At 69.5% G+C, this 20818-nt stretch carries 22 protein-coding genes; 14 read left to right on the top strand and 8 right to left on the bottom strand.

Annotated features, from left to right (window positions below):
* Positions 1–11: 11 nt before the first annotated feature.
* Genes GEMRO_RS0123050 through GEMRO_RS0123040 form a run of 3 tightly spaced genes read right to left on the bottom strand, consistent with a single transcriptional unit; the run spans position 12 to position 2987 of the window.
* Complete coding sequence (locus tag GEMRO_RS0123050; RefSeq protein ID WP_205625066.1) at positions 12–809, bottom strand: inositol monophosphatase family protein; 798 nt, start codon at positions 807–809, stop codon at positions 12–14.
* Complete coding sequence (locus GEMRO_RS0123045) at positions 806–1717, bottom strand: ROK family protein (RefSeq protein WP_205625065.1); 912 nt, start codon at positions 1715–1717, stop codon at positions 806–808. The genes GEMRO_RS0123050 and GEMRO_RS0123045 overlap by 4 nt, the downstream gene beginning before the upstream one ends.
* Positions 1718–1748: 31 nt before the next feature.
* Positions 1749–2987 carry an ROK family transcriptional regulator gene (locus tag GEMRO_RS0123040; protein WP_051329388.1) on the bottom strand — a complete coding sequence of 413 codons (1239 nt, stop codon included), beginning with the start codon at positions 2985–2987 and terminating at the stop codon, positions 1749–1751.
* A 345-nt stretch (positions 2988–3332) separates the two neighbouring features.
* Here GEMRO_RS0123040 and GEMRO_RS0123035 point away from each other — a divergent pair, with 345 nt between their 5' ends.
* From GEMRO_RS0123035 to GEMRO_RS0123025, 3 genes are all read left to right on the top strand, one after another.
* Positions 3333–4337 carry a sugar ABC transporter substrate-binding protein gene (locus GEMRO_RS0123035; RefSeq protein WP_205625178.1) on the top strand — a complete coding sequence of 335 codons (1005 nt, stop codon included), beginning with the start codon at positions 3333–3335 and terminating at the stop codon, positions 4335–4337.
* A 178-nt stretch (positions 4338–4515) separates the two neighbouring features.
* Entirely contained in the window at positions 4516–5607 is a 1092-nt protein-coding gene (locus GEMRO_RS0123030; RefSeq protein ID WP_027135889.1) for an ABC transporter permease, read from the top strand.
* Positions 5604–6407, top strand: a complete 804-nt coding sequence (locus tag GEMRO_RS0123025) for an ATP-binding cassette domain-containing protein (RefSeq protein ID WP_051329685.1) — start codon at positions 5604–5606, stop codon at positions 6405–6407. The genes GEMRO_RS0123030 and GEMRO_RS0123025 overlap by 4 nt, the downstream gene beginning before the upstream one ends.
* A 31-nt stretch (positions 6408–6438) precedes the next feature.
* Here GEMRO_RS0123025 and GEMRO_RS34440 read toward each other — a convergent pair whose 3' ends face one another.
* Complete coding sequence (locus GEMRO_RS34440) at positions 6439–6798, bottom strand: excalibur calcium-binding domain-containing protein (RefSeq protein WP_051329387.1); 360 nt, start codon at positions 6796–6798, stop codon at positions 6439–6441.
* Positions 6799–6893: 95 nt separating this feature from the next.
* Positions 6894–7499, bottom strand: a complete 606-nt coding sequence (locus tag GEMRO_RS32990; protein ID WP_051329386.1) for a TetR/AcrR family transcriptional regulator — start codon at positions 7497–7499, stop codon at positions 6894–6896.
* A 118-nt stretch (positions 7500–7617) separates the two neighbouring features.
* Between GEMRO_RS32990 and GEMRO_RS0123010 the strand changes: the two genes are divergently transcribed.
* From GEMRO_RS0123010 to GEMRO_RS0122990, 5 genes are all read left to right on the top strand, one after another.
* Positions 7618–8373 (top strand): MBL fold metallo-hydrolase, encoded by a 756-nt coding sequence (locus GEMRO_RS0123010; protein ID WP_027135887.1) that lies wholly within the window; start codon positions 7618–7620, stop codon positions 8371–8373.
* A gap of 133 nt (positions 8374–8506) precedes the next feature.
* Positions 8507–9565, top strand: a complete 1059-nt coding sequence (gene dusA / locus GEMRO_RS0123005) for a tRNA dihydrouridine(20/20a) synthase DusA (RefSeq protein WP_240476746.1) — start codon at positions 8507–8509, stop codon at positions 9563–9565.
* Positions 9562–9972 (top strand): ketosteroid isomerase-related protein, encoded by a 411-nt coding sequence (locus GEMRO_RS0123000; protein WP_035485857.1) that lies wholly within the window; start codon positions 9562–9564, stop codon positions 9970–9972. The genes dusA and GEMRO_RS0123000 overlap by 4 nt, the downstream gene beginning before the upstream one ends.
* 25 nt (positions 9973–9997) lie before the next feature.
* Complete coding sequence (locus tag GEMRO_RS0122995) at positions 9998–10588, top strand: GNAT family N-acetyltransferase (protein WP_027135884.1); 591 nt, start codon at positions 9998–10000, stop codon at positions 10586–10588.
* A gap of 56 nt (positions 10589–10644) precedes the next feature.
* Complete coding sequence (locus tag GEMRO_RS0122990) at positions 10645–11253, top strand: GNAT family N-acetyltransferase (protein WP_169728439.1); 609 nt, start codon at positions 10645–10647, stop codon at positions 11251–11253.
* On the opposite strand, the gene GEMRO_RS0122985 is transcribed toward GEMRO_RS0122990, so the two are convergent.
* Positions 11250–12731 (bottom strand): AMP nucleosidase, encoded by a 1482-nt coding sequence (locus tag GEMRO_RS0122985; RefSeq protein ID WP_051329385.1) that lies wholly within the window; start codon positions 12729–12731, stop codon positions 11250–11252. The genes GEMRO_RS0122990 and GEMRO_RS0122985 overlap by 4 nt on opposite strands.
* A gap of 111 nt (positions 12732–12842) precedes the next feature.
* Here GEMRO_RS0122985 and GEMRO_RS0122980 point away from each other — a divergent pair, with 111 nt between their 5' ends.
* The 3 genes from GEMRO_RS0122980 (at position 12843) to GEMRO_RS31360 (ending at position 16411) form a co-directional block, all read left to right on the top strand.
* Positions 12843–14639 (top strand): ABC-F family ATP-binding cassette domain-containing protein, encoded by a 1797-nt coding sequence (locus tag GEMRO_RS0122980; protein WP_027135881.1) that lies wholly within the window; start codon positions 12843–12845, stop codon positions 14637–14639.
* 69 nt (positions 14640–14708) lie between these two features.
* Positions 14709–15926 (top strand): acyl-CoA dehydrogenase, encoded by a 1218-nt coding sequence (locus tag GEMRO_RS0122975; RefSeq protein ID WP_169728438.1) that lies wholly within the window; start codon positions 14709–14711, stop codon positions 15924–15926.
* Positions 15923–16411 (top strand): PaaI family thioesterase, encoded by a 489-nt coding sequence (locus GEMRO_RS31360; RefSeq protein WP_035485854.1) that lies wholly within the window; start codon positions 15923–15925, stop codon positions 16409–16411. Before GEMRO_RS0122975 ends, GEMRO_RS31360 begins: the two co-directional genes overlap by 4 nt.
* Positions 16412–16522: 111 nt before the next feature.
* On the opposite strand, the gene GEMRO_RS0122965 is transcribed toward GEMRO_RS31360, so the two are convergent.
* Entirely contained in the window at positions 16523–16732 is a 210-nt protein-coding gene (locus GEMRO_RS0122965) for a twin-arginine translocase TatA/TatE family subunit (RefSeq protein ID WP_027135879.1), read from the bottom strand.
* Positions 16733–17096: 364 nt separating this feature from the next.
* On the opposite strand from GEMRO_RS0122965, the gene GEMRO_RS0122960 reads away from it, so the two are divergent.
* The 3 genes from GEMRO_RS0122960 to GEMRO_RS0122950 are packed head-to-tail and all read left to right on the top strand — an operon-like array spanning position 17097 to position 19521.
* Positions 17097–18263, top strand: a complete 1167-nt coding sequence (locus tag GEMRO_RS0122960; RefSeq protein ID WP_027135878.1) for a pyridoxal phosphate-dependent aminotransferase — start codon at positions 17097–17099, stop codon at positions 18261–18263.
* Entirely contained in the window at positions 18230–18871 is a 642-nt protein-coding gene (locus tag GEMRO_RS0122955) for a uracil-DNA glycosylase family protein (RefSeq protein WP_084507429.1), read from the top strand. Before GEMRO_RS0122960 ends, GEMRO_RS0122955 begins: the two co-directional genes overlap by 34 nt.
* Positions 18868–19521, top strand: coding sequence for a hypothetical protein (locus GEMRO_RS0122950; RefSeq protein WP_027135876.1), 654 nt, complete (start codon positions 18868–18870; stop codon positions 19519–19521). Before GEMRO_RS0122955 ends, GEMRO_RS0122950 begins: the two co-directional genes overlap by 4 nt.
* Positions 19522–19574: 53 nt before the next feature.
* Here GEMRO_RS0122950 and GEMRO_RS0122945 read toward each other — a convergent pair whose 3' ends face one another.
* Positions 19575–20792, bottom strand: a complete 1218-nt coding sequence (locus GEMRO_RS0122945) for an MFS transporter (protein WP_027135875.1) — start codon at positions 20790–20792, stop codon at positions 19575–19577.
* Between the last annotated feature and the right edge of the window lie 26 nt (positions 20793–20818).

The raw sequence follows: 20818 nt of genomic DNA, 5'->3' as shown, positions 1-20818 counted from the left end.
CCCTTGCCCCGTCAGCGGGTCAGGGCTTCCAGCCGGTCGTACAGCGCGGCCGGGCCGGCCACGATGACGTTGCCCTTGGTCAGGCCGTCATCGGCCAGGAAGTCGTTGGTCCGCCCGCCGGCGCCGCGCACGATCGCGATCGCCGCCAGGGCGTCCCAGCTGTTCATGTGGCCCTCGACATAGCCCAGCAGCCGGCCGCAGGCGACGTAGCAGATCGAGAGTGTCCCGGAGCCGCTGCGGTGGAACATGCCGCCCGCCTCCAGCAGCCTGGTCATCACCGAGATCACCGACGCGGGCGCGATCCGGTTGGAATAGCCGACGCTGGTGATGCCGGCGGTGAAGTCGGCGCCGGGATGCGGGCTGATCGGCCGGCCGTTCATGGTCGCCTGCCCGCCGCGCCGGGCGGCGAACAGCTCGTCGGCGCACGGGTCGTAGACCAGGCCGATCTCGATCTCGTTGTTCTGCACATAGGCGATCGAGACGCACCAGGTGCGGATGCCCGAGATGAAGGGCTGGGTCCCGTCGATCGGGTCGACCACCCAGATGCCGCTGGCGCCGGCGAGATCGGCGGTGCCGGTCTCCTCGCCCAGGAAGGCGTCGGTGGGAAAGGCCTTCGCCAGCCGCTCCTTGATCAACAGCTCGGTGTTCAGGTCGGCCTCGCTGGCCATGTCCTGCAGGCCCTTGCTCTTGATCGTGAGCTGGTCGAGCTTCCTGAAATAGCCGAGCGCCAAGGCGCCCGCCTCGCGGATCACCTCCGTCGCCGTGGCCAGGCGCTGCCCGATCTCGTCCATGCTCCGCTCCACGCTCACGTCCGCTCCTTCCAAAGCCAGGCGGCACCGCGCACGCCCGACGAATCCCCATGCTTGGCCTTCACCACCGGGGTGTAGAACACCGGCGAGAAGGTGTAGTCGCCGATCTTCTCCGGCAGGTCCCGGTACAGCTCGTCGACATTCGACATGCCGCCGCCCAGGACGAAGATGTCCGGGTCCAGCGTGTTGGCCACCACCGACAGGCCGCGCGCCAGCCGGTCCAGGTAGCGCTGATAGACCAGCCGCGCCATCCGGTCGCCATCGCGGTACATCTGCATGATGTCGGCCGCCTTGACCTTCCTGCCGGTGTGCCGGGCGAAGTCGTTCTGGAACCCGGTGCCGGACGTCCAGGTCTCCTGGCAGCCATGCTTGCCGCAATAGCAGGGCGGGCCGGGGATCTCGGTGAGGTCCGGATAGGGCAGCGGGCTGTGGCCCCACTCGCCGGCGCTGTTGTTCGGGCCGCTGTGCGGGCGGCCGTCGATGGCGATGCCGGCGCCGTTGCCGGTGCCCAGGATCACCGCGAACACCACCCGCTTGCCGGCGCCCGCCCCGTCGATCGCCTCCGAGGAGGCCAGGCAGTCGGCGTCGTTCTCCAGCCGGACCTCGCGGCCGCCCAAGGCCGCCACCACGTCCTTCTCGACATGGCGGCCGAGCAGCCAGGTCGAGTTGCAGCCCTTGGCGATCCCGCTCTTCGGATCCACCGAGCCCGGGATGCCGATCCCGATCCGGCCCTTCTCGCCGGCCTTGGCCTCCACCGCCAGGGCCAGCTCGGCCACCATCTTCACGCAGGCCTCGTAGTCGCCGGCCGGGGTGTCCTTGCGGATGCGGGCGATCTCGCTGCCGTCCGGGCGCATGGCGAGCGCCTCGATCTTGGTGCCGCCCCAGTCGACGCCGATCAGCACTGTCATCTCGTTCTCGTGTCCGTTGTCGTTGCCAGGATCAGCCGGTGGCGGCCGGCTGGTGAACTCGTTCCTTGAAGAGCACGTCGGGGTCGCGGGAGAAGCCGGCGAGCAGCGGCAGGCTGGCGGCGCCGATGGCGCGCGCGGTCGGGCCGATCGAGCCCGCCACGATCTCGACCGGGCTGATCCCGCGCCGGTCCAGTTCCTCGAAGCGGCGCTGCACCGCCTCGACCAGCCGGATGCGCACCGCCTCGGGAAAAGCGCCGTCGATCACGATCGCTTCGAAGTCGATGATCGCGAGCCCGGTCAGGCAGGCCAAGGCCACGCTCTGCGCGGTCTGGGCGATCCAGTCCTCCAGCACCTCGCCCGCCCAGGACCAGTCGTCGGAGCGCCAGAGCGCCTGCGGGTCCAGCCCCCGGTCGGCCAGCGACTGCTCCAGCACGTAGAGCGAGGCGCAGCGGATCAGCCGGTGGTCGGGGCCGCCCACCGGCAGCGGGCCGAGCGCGCCGGCATTGCCGCTGCGCCCCTGGAACAGGTTGCCGTTCAGGACGATCCCGCCGCCCAGGAACGAGCCGATGAACAGGTAGAGAAAGTCGGAGAAATGGGTGTGGCGGCCGAACGCCAGCTCGGCGGCGCAGGCCGCCGAGGCGTCGTTGCAGTAGTGGACCGGCCAGGGACAGATCTGCTGGACGGCAGCCGGGATGTCGAAGTTCCGCCAGGATTCCGCGATCGCCTGCGGCGCGCCGAGTTCGGACTGCCAGTTCCAGAGCTCGAACGGTGCGGCCAGGCCCAGGCCGCGCACGCGCTTCGCCTGGGTCGCGGACAGGCGGCTCAGCAGCTGCCGGGTGCCGCGATCAACGAACGCGCGCATCCGGTCCGGGGTCGGGTAGGCATAGGTCTCGCGCAGGCTGGCGCGGACCACCCCGGTGAAGTCCATCAGGGTCAGCTCGCTGGAGCGCCGGCCGAGCTTCATGCCGAGCGAGAAGGCGCCCTCCGGGTCCAGCGAGATCGGTACCGACGGCTGGCCGACCCGGCCGCGCTGCGGGCTCTGCCGGCGCAGCAGCCCGTCCAGCTCCAGCTGGTTGACGATCACCGAAACGGTCTGGGCGGACAGGCCGGTCAGCCGGGCGATGGCCGCCTTGGACAGGCTGCCGCGCCGTCGGATCAGCGACAGGAGCAGGCGCTCGTTGTAGAGGCGCCCGCCGGTCTGGTTGGTGCCGCCGCCCAGGTCGGCGACGGCCTGCGGGCCGTTCCTGCCGATCACGGCATGCCCGTTCATTCCTTCAAGCCTCCCCCGCCCCCGGATCGGCCGCGGAGTTCCGAACGCGATCTGCCGGGGCGGCAGGAATCGCGCAACGGACCATCATCCGGGCGATGGGGCTGGCGGATGCTGCTCCGGGCGGGGAAGCCCGGTCAATAGTTAAATCACTCGGATTTATCTATTGACGTGGCTGCGATGCGGTTGTTCCTTCGACGGCGAACCCGATCCTGCAGTGGCAGGCGGGGACGAACAACGAACGATGCACGGCGTGCCCAAGGAAAGCCGCGCCCGCTGGATCGATCAGGGACCTTATCTCAAATAACCGGATCAGGAGGGGGGAGCATGGCTCGTCGTCCCGTATTGATGTCCACCGCTGCCGCGATCTTCGCGCTGGCCGCGTCGGCAATGCCCGCGTCCGCCGAGACCATCGTCGGTCTGGTGACCAAGACCAACAACAACCCGTTCTTCGCCAAGATGAAGGAAGGTGCCGAGGCCAAGGCCAAGGAGCTGGGCGTCACCCTGTCCAGCTTCGCCGGCAAGTATGACGGCGACAACGACAGCCAGGTCGCCGCGGTCGAGAGCCTCATCGCCGCCGGCGCCAAGGGCATCCTGATCACGCCGTCGGACACCAAGGCGATCGTGCCGACCATCCAGAAGGCCCGCGACGCCGGCATCCTGGTGATCGCGCTCGACACGCCGCTGGACCCGGTGGAATCCGCCGACGCCACGTTCGCGACCGACAACTACAAGGCCGGCCTGCTGATCGGCGAATGGGCCCGCAAGACCCTGGGCGACGAGGCCGAGAACGCCAAGATCGCCTTCCTGGACGCGCTGGAGACCCAGCCCACGGTCGACGCCATGCGCGACCAGGGCTTCATGGAGGGCTTCGGCATCGACGTGAAGGACAACACCCGCTACGGCGACGAGGATGACCCGCGCATCGTCGGCCACCAGTGGGGCCAGGGTGCGGAGGAAGGCGGCCGGACCGGCATGGAGAACCTGCTCCAGAAGGATCCGGACACCAACGTCGTCTACACGATCAACGAGCCGACCGCCGCCGGCGCCTACGAGGCGCTCAAGGCGTTCGGCATGGAGGACCAGGTCCTCATCACCTCGGTGGACGGCGGCTGCCCGGGCGTGCGCAACGTGCAGGCCGGCGTGATCGGCGCCACCTCGATGCAGTTCCCGCTCAAGATGGCCTCCATGGGCGTCGAGGCGGTGGCGAAGTTCGCCGAGACCGGCGAGAAGCCCGAGCCGACGCCCGGCAAGTCGTTCTTCGACACCGGCGTGGAGTTGGTGACCGACAAGCCGGTGGACGGCCTGGAATCGATCACCTCCGAGGAAGGCCTCAAGCTCTGCTGGGGCTGATCTGACCCAAGGGGGCGGTCTCGTTCCCCGCCAGCCCGGCTCCATCCCCGGAGCCGGGCCGGCGGCGGGAGCAGGACCGCCCCGCGCCCCCCTGGCACGGAAGCCAATGCGGGTCGCTTTGAACATTTGTCGATCCCGCCGCCGGATCGATGCCCATCGCACTGGATGAGGGCCGAGAATGACCGATTCTGCGCGTGCCGCCGGAAAGGCGGGACCGGCCGATCATGAGCGTCCGATCGCCAGCCTCCCCGAGCAGTCCCATGCGACGTTCGAGGTCGAGCACAAGTCGCCGCTCAAGCGGATCCAGCATTTCCTGCATGGCAATCCGACGACCATCCCGTTCATCGTGCTGGCCCTCTCGATCGTGCTGTTCAGCGCCATCGTGGGCGGCCGCTTCTTCCATCCGTTCAACCTGTCGCTGGTCCTGGCGCAGGTCACCATCATCGCCATCCTGGGCACCGCCCAGACCCTGATCATCCTGACCGCCGGCATCGACCTCTCGGTGGGCGCCATCATGGTGCTGTCCTCCGTGGTGATGGGCCGCCTCGCGGTGATCTCGGGCGTGCCGGTGCCGTTCGCGTTCATGCTGGGCCTGCTGGTCGGCGTGGGCTGCGGCCTCCTCAACGGCTTCCTGGTCTCCAAGCTCAAGCTGCCGCCGTTCATCGTGACGCTCGGCACCTGGAGCATCTTCGGCGCGCTCAATCTCTGGTACTCGCAAAGCCAGACCATCCGGCAGCAGGAGGTCGAGGCCGCGGCCTCGTTCCTGCAGTTCACCGGCAACGCCTTCACCTTCATGGGTGCCAGGATCACGCTCGGCTCGATCCTGATGCTGATCATCGCGGCGCTGGTCTGGTACATGCTGAACCGGACCGCGTTCGGCCGCCACATCCACGCCACCGGCGACGATCCCGAGGCGGCCAAGCTCGCCGGCATCAACGTCACCGGCACGCTGATCGCGGTCTACACGCTGGCGGGCTTCATCTGCGCGGTAGCCGGCTGGGCGCTGATCGGCCGGATCGGCGCGATCAGCTCGATCTCCGGCGCCACCGCCAACCTGGATTCGATCACCGCGGTGGTGATCGGCGGCACCTCGCTGTTCGGCGGGCGCGGCTCGATCGTCGGCACCCTGGTGGGCGCCTTGATCGTGGGCGTGTTCCGCAACGGCCTGGCGCTCGCCGGCGCCGATTCGCTCTGGCAGGAATTCGCCATCGGCCTGCTCATCATCGTCGCGGTCGCGATCGACCAGTGGATCCGGAAGGCTTCCGCATGAACCAGCCCCAGCAGAACACCCACGCTCCCGCCGGCGTCGCGCCGATCCTGCAGGCCCGCAACCTAGTCAAGCGCTACGGCCACGTGGTCGCCATCGACCATGCCGAGTTCGAGCTCTACCCGGGCGAGATCCTGGCGGTGATCGGCGACAACGGTGCCGGCAAGTCGTCGCTGATCAAGGCGCTGACCGGCGCCCTGCACCCGGACGCCGGCGAGATCCTGCTGGAGGGCAAGCCGGTGGCGTTCCGCACGCCGCTCGAGGCCCGCGCCGCCGGCATCGAGACGGTCTACCAGAACCTGGCCCTCTCTCCGGCGCTCAGCATCGCCGACAACATCTTCCTGGGCCGCGAGCGGCGCTCCTCGGGCTTTCTCGGCAAGTATTTCCGCAAGCTCGACCGGGAATCGATGCGCGCGGACGCCCGCAAGCACCTGAACGCCCTGGGCCTGCTCACCATCCAGAACATCGACCAGCCGGTGGAGACCCTGTCCGGCGGCCAGCGCCAGGGCGTGGCGATCGCCCGCGCGGTGGCGTTCGGCAGCCGGCTGGTGATCATGGACGAGCCGACTGCGGCCCTGGGCGTGAAGGAATCGCGCAAGGTCCTGGACCTGATCCAGGACGTGAAGCGGCGCGGCCTGCCGATCGTGCTGATCAGCCACAACATGCCGCACGTGTTCGAGGTGGCCGACCGGATCCACATCCACCGGCTGGGTCGGCGGGCCTGCGTGATCCGCCCGAAGGACTATTCGATGTCCGACGCGGTGGCGATCATGACCGGCGCCATGGAAGCGCCGGTCCACTGACGGCGTGGGAGGCGGCGGGCCCGGCTCGCCGCTATCTCGGCCAGACCTCGCAGGCTTCTCCGTCGCCGTCCCGGTCGTTGCGCCACCAGTAGCCGGGCTCGCCCCGCCGGGCCGGCGCCAGCCCGACCGCCCGGGCCGAAGCGCAGTTGAGCCCTGCCGCATAGTGCTTCAGCGTGGTGAGCTGGTCCCAGGGGCTGCCCAGCATCAGCGCGGCATAGATCACCGCCAGGGCCAGAAGGTAGAGGACCGGGTTGCGCCAGCGCCGCCACCGGCGGGCAAGCCTGGCCGAAAGACGCTCGGGCGGCGGTGCCGAGCCCAGGCGCGGCCGGGAATGGACCAGGCGCAGCGGCGGCTTGCGGCGGCGACCCCAGCCGCCCAGGGCATCGAACATGAGAAAGCGTCCCAACCCGGCCAGCGGTCCGACCGGCCTAGGTCACCGGAAGCCCGCCGGATAGCGGCGCCGATGCCGCTCCCCGGCGGGCCTCCTCACTCCGCCGCCGGCAGCGCCCGCCATTCTTCCCTGCCGGCGCCCAGCACCGCCTGCACCGCCAGGTCGACCGCCACCTCCTGCGCCACCCCGCTCTCGCGCACCAGGCTGCGCCAGGCGTGGAAGCCGAGCATGAGCTGGAGGACGGCGCCCTGGCCGCTGTCCAGCCCCTCCCCCAGCACCTCGTGATAAAGGCGCATGGTCGGCGCCATCCGCAGTTGCACGATCTCCCGGGTCAGCACGTGGTGCTCGCTGTCGCGCAGTACGCAGGCCGCCAGTTGGGCGTTGCGCTGGTACCAGCCGTACAAGGCGGCGACCCCGGTCCGCAGCCGCGGGCTCCGCTTCGGGATCGCCCGCCAGGGCGTGGGATCGTCCAGCGGATCGCGCTCCATCGCCAGGCCCGAGCAGGCCAGGAACAGGCTGCGCTCGTCGGGAAAATGGGCATACAGAGTATGGCGCTGCACGCCTGCCCGCTCGGCCACCAGGCTCAGCGGGGTGCGCGCCGGCCCGAGGCTGCCATGCAGTTCCACGGCGGCTTCCACGATCCGCCGCCTCGTCTCCGCCTGCCGCTCGGCCCGGCGGCTCATGTTGTAGCTACGCGGCATCTTCTTTCACTGCACAAGCCAGTGCATCCATATTGACCCAGATCGGGTTTTAAGGAAACATGATCGTGCATTCAATTATCTGGCTGTCGCTCCCCGACGGGGGCACATGGAGGATCGCATGCAGACCAGGATCGACGAGATCGCCGACGGCATTTTCCGCCTCTCCACCTACGTGCCCGACATCGCGCCGCCCGCCGGCATGACCTTCAACCAGTTCCTGGTGATGGGCGAGGAGCCGCTCCTGTTCCATGCCGGCCTGCGCCGGATGTTTCCCCTGGTCCAGCCGGTCCTGGCCCGGCTGCTCCCGGCGGACCGGCTGCGCTGGATCAGCTTCGGCCATTACGAGGCCGACGAGTGCGGCGCCATGAACGAGTGGCTGGAGATCGCACCCCATGCCGAGGTGGCGCACGGCCAGACCGGCTGCATGGTGTCGCTGGCCGACATGGCCGACCGCCCGCCCCGCATCCTCAAGGATGGGGAAACCCTCGATCTCGGACGCGGCAAGCGGGTCCGCTATCTCGACACGCCGCACATCCCGCATGGCTGGGACGCCGGCGTGCTCTACGAGGAGTCCACCGGCACGCTCCTGTGCGGCGACCTGTTCACCCAGCTGGGCGACCGCGCCGCCTTGACCGCGGACGACATCGTTGGCCCGGCGATCGCCGCGGAGGATTTGTTCCGCTATTCCAGCCTGAACCCGGGCATGGGCAAGACGATCCGCGGCCTGGCCGACCTGGCGCCTTCGACCCTGGCGCTGATGCACGGCCCGGCCTTCCAGGGCGATGGCGCCGCGGCGCTTCTGGCCCTGGCCGACGACTACGACCGCCGCGCCTTGGCACAGATGCCGTCCGCCGCCGGGCCCTTGGCGGCCTGAGGCATTCCGGGCGGAACCGGCGGCTGCCGGCCGCCTTTTGCTGCGGAGCGTGCACCCGATGCCGGACCCGGCGAAAGATGCTATGGTCCGGCACCGCTCTCCCCGCCCGACCGTTTGCTCCCGAAGGCCGCTCTTGTCCGACCGCTCCCGACCCGCTGCTCCCGCCGACCGTAGCACCTCGGCCCTGGACCGGGCCCGCCGCCTGTCCGTGGCGCCCATGATCGACTGGACCGACCGGCATTGCCGCCGCTTTCACCGGATGCTGGCGCCGGGCGCCCTGCTCTATACCGAGATGATCACCACGGGCGCCCTCTTGTTCGGCGACCAGGAGCGCCACCTGGCCTTCTCGCCGGAAGAGCATCCGGTGGCGCTGCAGCTGGGCGGCTCCGAGCCGGACGCATTGGCGGCGTCGGCGAAGCTCGGCCTGGCCCACGGCTATGACGAGATCAACCTGAACTGCGGCTGCCCTTCGCCGCGCGTGCAGAAAGGGGCATTCGGCGCCTGCCTGATGCGCGAGCCGGAACTGGTGGCCGACTGCGTGCGGGCGATGCGTGAGGCGGTGGCGGTGCCGGTCACCGTCAAGCACCGGATCGGCGTCGACGACGACGAGGAATGGCCGACCCTCTGGCGGTTCGTGACCACCGTCGCCGAGGCCGGCTGCACCGTGTTCGTGGTCCATGCGCGCAAGGCCTGGCTGAAGGGGCTGAGCCCCAAGGAGAACCGCGAGATCCCGCCGCTGCGCTACGAGCTGGTCGAGCGGCTGAAGGCGGAGCGGCCGGATCTGACCATCGTCCTGAATGGCGGCCTGCGCAGCGAGGACGCGGTGGCGGAGGCGCTTGGCCGCTTCGATGGGGTGATGATCGGCCGCGAGGCCTACGAGAACCCCTGGAGCCTGACCCGCTTCGGCCCGCTGGCCGGGCAGGACGGCCCGGACGGGCTGACCCGCCAGGAAGTGGTCCGCGCCATGGCCGCCTATGCCCTGGAGCGCCAGGCGGCGGGCACCCCGTTCAAGTCGATCGGCCGGCACATGCTGGGCCTGTTCAACGGCCTGCCCGGAGCCCGGCGCTACCGCCGCCTGCTTTCCGAGGGCATGATCCGCGGCGATCACGGCCCCGACCTTCTCGAAGCGGCCCTGGCCGCCGTCCGAACCGATTCCGACCTCGACCTCGACCTCGACAGGAGAGCCGCGTGAGCGCCGCCGACAGCGAAGCCCTGATCCTCGCCTACTACGATGCCTTCAACCGGCAGGACTGGAACGGATTCCTGGCCCTGCTCAGCGACGAGGTGGTGCACGACCTGAACCAGGGCGGCCGCGAGATCGGCAAGACCGCGTTCCGCCGCTTCATGGAGCGGATGAACCACAGCTACCGCGAGACCCTGACCGACATCGTGGTGATGACCCACCCGGACGGCACGCGCGCCGCCGCCGAGTTCACCGTGAACGGCACCTATCTCGCCACCGACGAGGGCCTGCCCAAGGCCAAGGGCCAGACCTACGTGCTGCCGGGCGGCGCCTTCTTCGAGATCGAGCGCGGCCGGATCACCCGGGTCAGCAACTACTACAACCTGGAAGACTGGCTGGCCCAGGTGCGGGACTGAGCCTGCCATGCCCGAGGACCAGGCCATGAGCCAGCCGGCCATCGAGCGGCTGACCGGCGCGCGGATGCTGGAGGTCCTCCCGGACCTGGCCCGGCTGCGCATCGAGGTGTTCCGCGAGTTCCCCTATCTCTACGAGGGCTCGCAGGACTACGAGGAGCGCTACATGCGCTCTTACGCCGAGAACCCGGACGCGGTGGTGATCGGCTGCAGCGTCGACGGCCGGCTGGTGGGGGCCGCCACCGCCCTGCCGCTGAAGGGCGAGCCGGAATCGGTCCGCCAGCCTTTGGCCGATGCCGGCTACGATGTCGACCGGATCTTCTATTTCGGCGAATCGGTCCTGGAGAAGCCCTATCGCGGCCGGGGCATCGGCGTGCGCTTCTTCCAGGAGCGCGAGGCCGCCGCCCGCGAATCCGGCCGCTACACCCACGCCGTGTTCTGCGCGGTGGTCCGCCCCGACGACCACCCCGCCCGCCGGAACTACCAGCCGCTCGACCGCTTCTGGCACAAACGCGGCTTTGCCCGGATCGAGGGGCTGAACTGCTGGTTCTCCTGGAAGGACGTGGGCGACGGGGAAGAAACCCGCAAGCCGATGGCCTACTGGATCAAGGCGCTCTAGGACGGCGCAAGGTCGGCCGCTGCTCCAGGCGGAGCCGTAGCTGGAGAATCACCGACGTGCTGAGCTGTCCCACTGAACCGGCGGACGCCCACGTGCTGCACAGCCCGCGGCTGCGCCTGCAGCCGTTCGCGGCGGGCGACCTGGCCTGGTTCCAGAGCCTGCACGGAGACGTGCGGGTGATGGCGCACATGCGCGGTGGCCCGCAGAGCGCGGCCGAGGCCGCAGCGCTGCTCCAGGCCTACCAGGCCGCGTTTTCCGCCAACGGCGTCGGCATGTGGGTGATCCGCGACCGCGAGCAGGGGTGCAGGCTCGGCGAGTGCGGCGTCATGGACTGGCGCGCGGACTACGGCGAGTTCGCCGCGCGGGTGGCCCTGGATCCGGACGCCTGGGGCAAGGGCTACGCCGGCGAGGCGCTGGCGGCCGTGCTCGACCATGTGCTGGGTGCTGCCCGCCTGCCCCGCCTCCTGGCCTTCGTCACCGCCGGCAACCATGCCTCCACCGGGCTGCTGCGCAAGCTGGGCTTTCCGGTCGAGCGGGTGGAGCCGCACGGCGAGGCGGCGGTCCTGCGCCATTGCCTGACCGCACAAGCCTGGCAGGCCATCCGCCGTGGCGGCGCAGCCCCCGTTCCGCCCTCGCCTCCGGCTGCCGTGGCCAGGCCTTCCTAGCGGAACGCCGGCTCGTCGAAGCTCCGGAGCTTTCTTGAGTGCAGCCGGTCCGGCCCCTGCTCGCGCAGCAGGCGGATCGCCTCCAGCCCCACCAGCAGGTGCTGCTCGACCCGCTGCCGGTAGAACAGGTCCGCCGAGCCGCGCAGCTTGATCTCGCCGTGGAGCGGCTTGTCCGAGACGCAGAGCAGCGTGCCGTAGGGGACCCGGAAGCGGAAGCCGTTGGTGGCGATGGTGGCGCTCTCCATGTCCACCGCGATGGTGCGCGACTGGGACAGCCGCTCGAAGAACTCGTCGTAGCGCAGTTCCCAGTTGCGGTTGTCGGTGCTGGCCACCGTGCCGGTGCGCATCCGGGTCTTCTGGTCCAGGCCGGACAGGCCGGTGACATTGGCCACCGCCTGCTGCAATGCCACCTGCACCTCGGCGATCGGCGGGATCGGCACGAACGGCGGCACCTCGTCGTCCAGCACATGGTCGTCGCGGACATAGCCGTGCGCCAGCACGTAGTCGCCCAGCTGCTGCGAGCGGCGCAATCCGGCGCAATGGCCCAGCATCAGCCAGCAATGCGGGCGCAGCACCGCCAGGTGGTCGGTGATGGTGCGCGCGTTGCTGGGTCCCACCCCGATATTGACCAGGGTGATGCCGCGCCCGTCCGGGCGGGTCAGGTGGTAGGCCGGCATCTGCGGCAGATGCGCCGGCGCGGTGCCGGACGGCTGGGCGTCGGTCATCCGCGCGTTCGGGGTGGTGACGTTGCCGGGCTCGACCAGGAAGTCGTACTCGTCGCCCTCCAGCACCTGCCGGCGTCCCCAGGTGACGAAATGCTCGACATAGCGCTGGTAGTTGGTGAGCAGGATGAAGCGCTGCACCCAGCCGGGCGAGGTGCCGGTATAGTGGGAGACCCGCGCCAGGCTGTAGTCGACCCGCTCGGCGGTGAACAAGGCGAGCGCGCCTGGTCGGCCGGGCGCCCTGGCCGCGGTGCCGTTGGCGATGGCGTCGTCGGTGCGTGACAGGTCCGGCATCGGGAACAAATGCTGCAGCCGGCGCCTGGCGGTCTCGTCCAGCCCCTCCGGGATCTCCTCGACCGCGAACGGCAGAGGGATCGAGCGGTCGCTGACGCCCACCACCACCGGCTGCTGGTGGTTGGCCATCAGGATCGCGATCTGGTTGCGGTAATAGTCGCGGAAGATGTCGGGCCGGGTCAGCGTGGTGCCGTAGACGCCCGGCTCGTGCAGGACGCCGTAGGCGATCCGCCCGTCCAGGGCCAGGTGGCGCGCCTCCACCACGATCCCGACGAACGGGTAGCAGGCGTCGATCGGGCCGGGCTCCACCCCTTGGGCGAAGCCCTTCAGGGTCTCGCGCAGCCGGGCCGCCCCCGCCTGGTAGATCGCCTCGATCCGGGCGACCGCCTGGTCGGCGTCGCTGAAAACCTGGGCATCGCGGACCCCGTAGCCGCCGAACAGGTCCGTCAGATCGATCGCCATGCCGTGTCCGCTGTCCTTGTCTATCGATGCGGTCTCACTTAGCACGGCGCGGTTGCCTCTGCCTCCCTTGCCGCATCCGAACCCTCGCCGTTTGCAAAGATCCGTCCCAGCATGAACCCACCTCTCCTGGTCCTGCGTTCCGCCTCCCTCGGCCTCGGCCGCAAGCGCCTGTTCGACCAGCTCGACGTGTCGCTGGCCAAGGGCGAGCGGGTCTGCCTGATCGGCCGCAACGGCACCGGCAAGAGCACGCTCATGAAGGTGCTGGCCGGGATGGTCGAGCTGGATTCCGGCGAGCGCTTCCTGCAGCCGCGCACCGTGGTCTCCTACCTGCCCCAGGAGCCTGATTTCTCCGGCCACGCCACCGCTGGGGAGTTCGTGGCGGCAGCACTGCCGGAAAGCGTCGAGCCGGCCATGCGCCGGGTGATGGCCGAGACCGTGCTGGCCAGGGTCGGGATCGACCCGGAGCAGCCGACCTCGCCGCTTTCGGGCGGCGAGGCGCGCAAGATCTCGCTGGCGGCGGCCCTGGTGGTCGAGCCCGAGGTCCTGCTCCTGGACGAGCCGACCAACCATCTGGACATCGCCTCGATCGAATGGCTGGAGCAGGAGCTGGCGGCGTTCCCGGGCGCCTTGGTGATCATCAGCCATGACCGGCGCCTGCTCTCCAACATCTCCGCGGTGACCTGGTGGCTGGACCGCGCCAGGATCCGCGTCCACGACAAGGGCTTCAGCGACTTCGAGAACTGGTCGGAGCAGGTGCTGGCCGAGGAGGAGGCCAACCTCTACCGGCTGCAGAAGCGGATCGAGAGCGAGGAGCACTGGCTGCACCGCGGCGTGACCGCCAGGCGCAAGCGCAACATGGGCCGGCTGCGCCGCCTGCAGGACCTGCGGATGCAGAAGCGCACCTGGGTGGGCCGCACCGGCAGCGTCGACCTGCGCATGGATGCCGGCCAGTCCTCCGGTACCCTGGTGATCGAGGCCAAGCACATCGCCAAGCGCTTCGGCGACCGGGTGATCGTCGAGGACCTGTCGACCCGGATCCTCAAGGGCGACCGGATCGGCCTGATCGGGCCGAACGGGGTCGGCAAGACCACGCTCTTGAAGATGCTGACCGGCGAGCTGGAGCCGGATTCCGGCACGGTGAAGCTCGGCACCAACCTGACCATCGCCCGCTTCGACCAGACCCGCGCTGCGCTCGATCCCGACGCCACGCCCTGGACCACGCTCTGTCCCGAGGGTGGCGACCAGGTCAACGTGCTGGGCCGCTGGCAGCACGTGGTGGGCTATCTGCGCGCCTTCCTGTTCGAGGAGGAGCAGGCCCGCACCCCCATCCGGGTCCTGTCGGGCGGCGAGCGCAACCGCCTGCTGCTCGCCAAGATCCTGGCGGTGCCCTCCAACCTGCTGGTGCTGGACGAGCCGACCAACGACCTGGACATGGACACGCTCGACCTGCTCCAGGAGACGCTGGACGGCTACGAGGGCACCGTCATGGTGGTCAGCCACGACCGCGACTTCCTGGACCGGGTCGCCACCAGCACGATCGTGTTCGAGCCGGGCGGCAAGGTCGGCGAGTATGCCGGGGGATACTCGGACTGGCTGGTGCAGCGCGCCCCGCCGCCGGAGCCGGTCAAGGCGAAGCCCGAGCCGGACAAGCCCAAGGGCGAGCGGCCCAGGCGCTCCCTGGAAAGCCGCCTGCTGCGCGAGCTGGAGCGGCTGCCCGCCAAGATGGAGACCGCCGCGGGCGAGATCGCCGCCCTGGAAATGAAGCTGGCGGCACCCGACTTCTATCTGCGGGATCCGGACGGCTTCGCCTCGGTCAACGCGACCGTGGAAGCCAAGCGCCGGGCGCTCGCCGCCATGGAAGAGCGCTGGCTGGAGCTCGAGACGATGAAGGAAGATGCCGGGCTCTGACGCGCATCCGCGCGCAGTGTCCACGATACGCCGACTGCGCTAGACAGCGCGGCAGCAAAGGAGATCACGATGGCTTTGGCGATGGCCGCCAGCGGCGAGACGTCGGCGCGGCTCGGGCGGTTTGATTGGCAGGATCCGTTCCTCCTGGAGGAGGAACTGACCGACGAGGAGCGGATGATCCGCGACGCCGCCCGGGACTATTGCCAGAACGCCCTGATGCCGCGCGTGCTGGAAGCGAACCGGCACGAGGTGTTCCACCGCGAGATCATGACCGAGATGGGCGAGCTTGGCCTGCTCGGCTCGACCACCCCGGAAGAGTATGGCGGGGCGGGTGCCTCCTATGTCGCCTATGGCCTGGTCGCCCGCGAGGTCGAGCGGGTCGACAGCGGCTACCGCTCGGCGATGAGCGTGCAGTCCTCGCTCGTGATGTACCCGATCCACGCCTACGGGAACGAGGAGCAGCGCAAGCGCTGGCTGCCGGGCCTGGCCAAGGGCGAATTGGTCGGCTGCTTCGGCCTGACCGAGCCCGATTTCGGCTCCGACCCGGGCGGGATGCGCACCCGGGCGAAGAAGGTCGATGGCGGCTGGTCGCTGTCCGGTTCCAAGAACTGGATCACCAACTCGCCAATCGCCGACCTGGCGGTGGTCTGGGCCAAGGACGACCAGGGCGAGATCCGCGGCTTCGTGGTCGAGCGCGGCACCAAGGGCTTCGAGACGCCCAAGATCGAGGGCAAGTTCTCGCTGCGCGCGTCCGCCACCGGCATGATCATGCTGGACGAGGCGTTCGTGCCGGATGCGAACCTGCTGGAGGGCGTGAAGGGCCTCAAAGGGCCGTTCGGCTGCCTGAACCGCGCCCGCTACGGCATTTCCTGGGGCACCATGGGGGCGGCCGAGTTCTGCTGGCACCAGGCCCGGGAATACACGCTGGACCGCAAGCAGTTCGGCCGGCCGCTGGCGGCCAACCAGCTGATCCAGAAGAAGCTGGCCGACATGATGACCGAGATCACGCTGGGCCTGGCCGGCTCCCTGCGCACCGGCCGGCTGATGGACCAGGGCAAGGCCGCCCCGGAGACCATCTCGCTGATCAAGCGCAACAATTGCGGCAAGGCGCTCGATATCGCCCGCGTGGCCCGCGACATGCACGGCGGCAACGGCATCTCCGACGAGTACCACGTCATCCGCCACGTGATGAACCTGGAGGCCGTCAACACCTACGAGGGCACCCACGACATCCATGCGCTGATCCTGGGCCGCGCCCAGACCGGCCTGCAGGCCTTCATGCCGTGACCGAGCGCAAGCCGATCACGCTCACCGATGGGGTCGCCGCCGGCGGCTCCAAGCGGAGCGGCCTGGAGGTGATCCAGGGCATGATCGACGGCGGGATGACCTCGACCATGGCGACCACCATGGACTGCCGGGTGGTCGGGGCCGAGGCCGGCAAGGCGGTGATCCGCGCCGTGCCGAACGAGGGCTTCCTCAACCTGCACGGCACCGTGCATGGCGGCTGGGCCGCCACGGTGCTGGACACGGCGCTGGGCTGCGCGGTGGTGACCACGCTGGATGCCGGCCAGGGCACCGCCACGGTGGAACTGTCCACCCGCTTCATCCGCCCGATCTTCCCGGCGAACGGCCCGGTGATCGCCACCGGCACCGTGGTCAACCGCGGCCGCCGCCTGGTGGTCGCCGAGGGGCGGATCGTGTCGGAGAAGGACGGCAAGCTGCTGGCGCAGGCGACCGGGACCTGGGCGGTCCTGGAAAGCGAGAAGACCTGACCATCACAGAGAACGACCGCGCCGGACGGGGTCCGGGCGGTCGCTCATCAGGAATTCGCGGATAGCCGGCGACCGCCCGTGGCGGTCGCCAAAACGTCGCACGTCGGCGGATCAGACCGGCCGTTTGTCGGCGGTGTTCTCGTGGGCCGGCGGGGTCACGCTCTCGTCCTTGGTCACTGCCGGGTCGTCGGCCATGCCCTTCTTGAACGTCTTGATGCCCGAAGCGAGGTCACCCATCACCTTCGGCAGTCGGCCGGCGCCGAACACGATCAGCACGATCACCAGAACCACGATCCAGTGCCATGCGCTGAAGGAACCCATCGAAACTCTCCCCTGTGCGACTAGTTCGGAACCTAGCGGCGCTGGGGCGGGATGCCAAGCGGCGATGGATCAGGAGCCGTGCGGTTCCCTTTACCCGGTAGAAATCGGTGTGGATAATTGCTGGGACTTCGTCTGGAGCCCGTCTGAAAAATCCGTTAATTCGAACAGCTCTGTGAGTTTTCTCACATTCGTGAGACCGGCAGCATGGCACACAGAAGGCGCTGAGGGCTCTGTATCATCCGGGTGGGAACCAACCGTTCGCGGTCCCACCCGGTTTTTTTTGTGCGCTGCGCACGTTCGACTGCTGCTTGCCCCGACCGCCCGGCCTCGCCATGATCCGCCGCCTTTTCCAGGGAGGGACAAGATGCGGATCGCGGCGTGCATGAACAGGCTGGGCACCGAGAGCGCCTTCGAGGTGCTGGCCCGGGCGGTCCGCCTGCAGGCCCAGGGCAAGTCGGTGATCAATCTCGGCATCGGCCAGCCCGACTTCCCGACCCCGCCGCACATCGTGGAAGCCGCCATCCAGGCGCTTAAAGACGGCCATCACGGCTACACCCCGGCCAACGGCATCCTGAAGCTGCGCGAGGCGGTGGCCGCCGACATGCACCGCCGCCGCGGCGTCGAGGTCGACCCGGACCAGGTCCTGGTGGTGCCGGGCGGCAAGGTCACCATGTTCTTCGCCATCCAGATGTTCGGCGAGGCCGGGGCCGAGATCATGTACCCGGACCCGGGCTTCCCGATCTACCGCTCGGCGATCGAGTTCACCGGGGCCAAGGCGGTGCCGATCCCGCTGCTCGAGGAAAAGGGCTTTTCCTTCTCCGCCGAGGACGTGCTCTCGCGGATCACGCCCGCCACCCGGCTGATCATCGTCAACAGCCCCGCCAACCCGACCGGCGGCGTGGTGCCCAAGGAAGAGCTCGACCGGCTGGTGGAAGGGCTGCGCGCCCATCCCGAGGTCGCGATCATGTCCGACGAGATCTATGCCCGGATGGTGTATGACGGCGTGCCGCACGCCTCGCTCACCGCCTATCCGGAGATCCAGGACCGCCTGATCCTCCTGGACGGCTGGTCGAAGACCTACGCGATGACCGGCTGGCGGATGGGCTGGGGCGTCTGGCCGAAATCGCTGATCGATCTTTCCACCCGCTTTGCCATCAACGTCCATTCCTGCGTCAACGCCTCGGCCCAGTATGCCGGCATCGCCGCGCTGGAAGGCCCGCAGGATTCGGTCGACGTGATGATGGCCGCGTTCGCCAAGCGCCGCGGGGTCATCGTCGACCGGCTGAACGCCCTGCCCGGCTTCTCCTGCGTGAACCCGGGCGGCGCCTTCTACGCCTTCCCCAACACCACCGGCACCGGCAAGGCGTCGCGCGACCTGCAGGACGAGTTCCTGAACGAGGCCGGCGTCGCGGTGATCTCCGGCACCAGCTTCGGCATCCATGGCGAGGGCTATCTGCGCTTCTCCTACGCGGCATCGGTCGAGGCCATCGAGGAAGCATGCGACCGCATCCACAAGCATCTGACCCGCTGACGCCCGTCAGGCCGCGGCCGGCCACGGATCTCGACAGCCTTCTGGCCGAGATCCGCACCTGCCGGCGCTGCGAGACCCGGCTGCCGCATCCGCCGCGCCCGGTGCTCACCCCGAAGGCATCGGCGCGGATCCTGATCGTGGGCCAGGCACCCGGCAGCCGGGTGCATGCCTCCGGCCTGCCCTGGGACGACCCGTCGGGCGACCGGCTGCGCGCCTGGCTGGGTGTCGACCGCACCCGCTTCTACGCCGATCCCGCCATCGCGGTGATGCCGATGGGCTTCTGCTATCCCGGCAAGGGCCGCTCCGGCGACCTGCCGCCGCAAAGGGAATGCGCCCCGGCCTGGCACGACCGGCTGCTGCGCCTGATGCCCGGCCTGCGCCTGGTCCTGCTGGTCGGCGCCTATGCCCAGCGCCGCTACCTGCAGGCGCGCAGCGGCCTCACCCGCACGGTGCGGGACTGGCGGGAGGCGCCGCCGCCGTTCTTCCCCCTGCCCCATCCGAGCCCGCGCAACATCGGCTGGTTCCAGGCCAACCCCTGGTTCGCCGACCAGGTGGTCCCCGACCTGCGTGCCCGGGCCAGCCACCTCCTGGCGCCGGAGCCGGCATGATCGAGACGGTCGCCAGCCGCCTGGAAGGCGATGGCCTGGCTCTCCTGGGCGGCTTCCATCCGGAGGCCGGGGACCAGGTGCCGGGCGCGCCCGGGACGGTGCTGATGGTCGGCAACATCGGCAGCGCCCTCTACCCGCACCTCCAGGCCAGCCCGGAGATGCGCGGCCCGCAGCCCCTGGACAGCTGGACCCGCCGGGTGCTGGGCCAGATTGCCGAGGACCTAGGTGTCCAGGCCCTGTTCCCGTTCGACGGCCCGCCCTTCCACCCCTTCCAGCGCTGGGCGATCCGCGCCGACCGGCGCTTCTCGATCTCGCCGCTGGGCCTGCTGGTCCACGAGACCTTCGGGCTGTGGACGGCGCTGCGCGGCGCACTGCTGGTCGAAGAACAACTGGAGATCGCCCCGGTCGAGCCGGGCCAAAGCCCGTGCCTGACCTGCGCCGCCCGGCCCTGCCTGTCCGCCTGCCCGGTCGATGCCTTCCAGCCCGGCCGCTACGACGTCACCGCCTGCCGCGCGCACTTAAGCACGCTTAGCGGCCAGGACTGCATGATGGGCGGCTGCCTGGCCAGGCGCGCCTGCCCGGTCGGCCGCAACCACGCCTACACCCGGCCCCATGCCGGCTTCCACATGCGCGCCTTCCGAGCGGGCTGACTGCCTTCAGCCGCCGCCAGGGCGCGCTCCAGGCCCGCCCAAGTTCCATCCGCCTATCGCGCCGAAAGCGATGGTGCCTGCCGCGCCCATCGAATCCCCGCTGCGACCGTCGCCATGGCGGCGAGCAGACCAGCGGCGCCCAGGAACACGCCTTCATATCCGACGCTTCCGATCCAGGGCGTGCTGATCAGCGGCGACACGAACTGCCCGATGAAGATCGAGGCCGTCAGCAGCCCGCCCGCCAGCCCTCGGCGCGATCCGGGCGCCATCCCGAGCGCCAGCGGAACAAACTCCGGGGAGACCAGGGCGTAGCCGCTGCCGATCATCGCCGTACCGACGAGCGAGACGGGCACGGCTTCCGAGAGGACCAGCAGGAGGAAACCAAGGGCCATGGCGCCGTAGCCGACGGCGAAGACGCCACCATGGCCGATCCAACCTTCGATGCGGGCATAGAGAAGGGCAAGGCAACCGCCGGCCAGGGTCAGCACACCCAGGGCCGTTCCGGTCATGACAGCGCTGTTGATGCCCCGAGCGTCGAACAGGAAGGGCAGCTGCGTCGGCATCAGAAAGAACAGCATGTTCGTGACGGACTGGAGAAGCAGCAGCGCCATGAAGGCCGGAAGCCATCCGCGATGTGCCTTGCCCCCTGCCACGACCGCGGCGTCACGTAAGTTCGCTGGCGAGGTTGGCTCGACGATGAACCGCCACATGAGCGGGACGAAGGCTAGCGGCAGTGCGTAGATCGCGAACGGCGCGCGGGGCGAGAAGAGCGCCATCCAGCCAGCCAGCGAGATGAACAGGAACCCGCCGAAATTGCGCGCCGAGATCTGCAGCCCGGCGAAGGCGCTGCGCTGCTGCCCCCCGAAATAGTCGCCGATCAAGGCTGTCTGCGCGGTCATCACGAGGGCCACCGCAATCCCGAGCACAAGGCGGCTTGCGAAGATGGTCGGCAGACCGGGCAGGAGGAGCCCGGCCGAGCCGGAGATGACGAAGAGGAGCACGCCGCCAAGGAGCAGGCGTCTCCTGCCGAGCCGGTCCGCCAGAAGGCCGGCGAAGGGGGCGACGAGCGCGACCATCAATGAGGGCGCCGGCACGAGCAGGCGGGTCAGGATCGCGGCGTTCGGGTCGCCGTCGAAGAGACGTTCCAGGGCGGGAAGTGCCGGGCTGATCGTGGCGTTCGCCATGACGGTCAGCGAGGCCGCCATCAGCAGCGCCACGGCCCGGCCGTCGCACCAGAGTGCCCGCCGCCCTGCGGTTTCCGTCTCGCCCATGCCTCTGTCTCCTTGGCTCGATCATC

This window comes from Geminicoccus roseus DSM 18922 (genome assembly GCF_000427665.1).
Taxonomy (GTDB): Bacteria; Pseudomonadota; Alphaproteobacteria; order Geminicoccales; family Geminicoccaceae; genus Geminicoccus; species Geminicoccus roseus.
Note: the sequence above shows the minus strand (reverse complement) of the source record. Positions and strands in the feature narration are given on the sequence as shown.

What these genes read in the sequence shown, in the direction of transcription:
- GEMRO_RS0123045 (WP_205625065.1), bottom strand. Translation starts at nt 1,717, where the DNA reads ATGACAGTGCTGATCGGCGTCGACTGGGGCGGCACCAAGATCGAGGCG.
- GEMRO_RS0123040 (WP_051329388.1), bottom strand. Translation starts at nt 2,987, where the DNA reads ATGAACGGGCATGCCGTGATCGGCAGGAACGGCCCGCAGGCCGTCGCC.
- GEMRO_RS0123035 (WP_205625178.1), top strand. Translation starts at nt 3,333, where the DNA reads ATGTCCACCGCTGCCGCGATCTTCGCGCTGGCCGCGTCGGCAATGCCC.
- GEMRO_RS0123030 (WP_027135889.1), top strand. Translation starts at nt 4,516, where the DNA reads ATGACCGATTCTGCGCGTGCCGCCGGAAAGGCGGGACCGGCCGATCAT.
- GEMRO_RS0123025 (WP_051329685.1), top strand. Translation starts at nt 5,604, where the DNA reads ATGAACCAGCCCCAGCAGAACACCCACGCTCCCGCCGGCGTCGCGCCG.
- GEMRO_RS34440 (WP_051329387.1), bottom strand. Translation starts at nt 6,798, where the DNA reads ATGTTCGATGCCCTGGGCGGCTGGGGTCGCCGCCGCAAGCCGCCGCTG.
- GEMRO_RS32990 (WP_051329386.1), bottom strand. Translation starts at nt 7,499, where the DNA reads ATGCCGCGTAGCTACAACATGAGCCGCCGGGCCGAGCGGCAGGCGGAG.
- GEMRO_RS0123010 (WP_027135887.1), top strand. Translation starts at nt 7,618, where the DNA reads ATGCAGACCAGGATCGACGAGATCGCCGACGGCATTTTCCGCCTCTCC.
- GEMRO_RS0122995 (WP_027135884.1), top strand. Translation starts at nt 9,998, where the DNA reads ATGAGCCAGCCGGCCATCGAGCGGCTGACCGGCGCGCGGATGCTGGAG.
- GEMRO_RS0122985 (WP_051329385.1), bottom strand. Translation starts at nt 12,731, where the DNA reads ATGGCGATCGATCTGACGGACCTGTTCGGCGGCTACGGGGTCCGCGAT.
- GEMRO_RS0122980 (WP_027135881.1), top strand. Translation starts at nt 12,843, where the DNA reads ATGAACCCACCTCTCCTGGTCCTGCGTTCCGCCTCCCTCGGCCTCGGC.
- GEMRO_RS0122975 (WP_169728438.1), top strand. Translation starts at nt 14,709, where the DNA reads ATGGCTTTGGCGATGGCCGCCAGCGGCGAGACGTCGGCGCGGCTCGGG.
- GEMRO_RS0122965 (WP_027135879.1), bottom strand. Translation starts at nt 16,732, where the DNA reads ATGGGTTCCTTCAGCGCATGGCACTGGATCGTGGTTCTGGTGATCGTG.
- GEMRO_RS0122960 (WP_027135878.1), top strand. Translation starts at nt 17,097, where the DNA reads ATGCGGATCGCGGCGTGCATGAACAGGCTGGGCACCGAGAGCGCCTTC.
- GEMRO_RS0122955 (WP_084507429.1), top strand. Translation starts at nt 18,230, where the DNA reads ATGCGACCGCATCCACAAGCATCTGACCCGCTGACGCCCGTCAGGCCG.
- GEMRO_RS0122950 (WP_027135876.1), top strand. Translation starts at nt 18,868, where the DNA reads ATGATCGAGACGGTCGCCAGCCGCCTGGAAGGCGATGGCCTGGCTCTC.
- GEMRO_RS0122945 (WP_027135875.1), bottom strand. Translation starts at nt 20,792, where the DNA reads ATGGGCGAGACGGAAACCGCAGGGCGGCGGGCACTCTGGTGCGACGGC.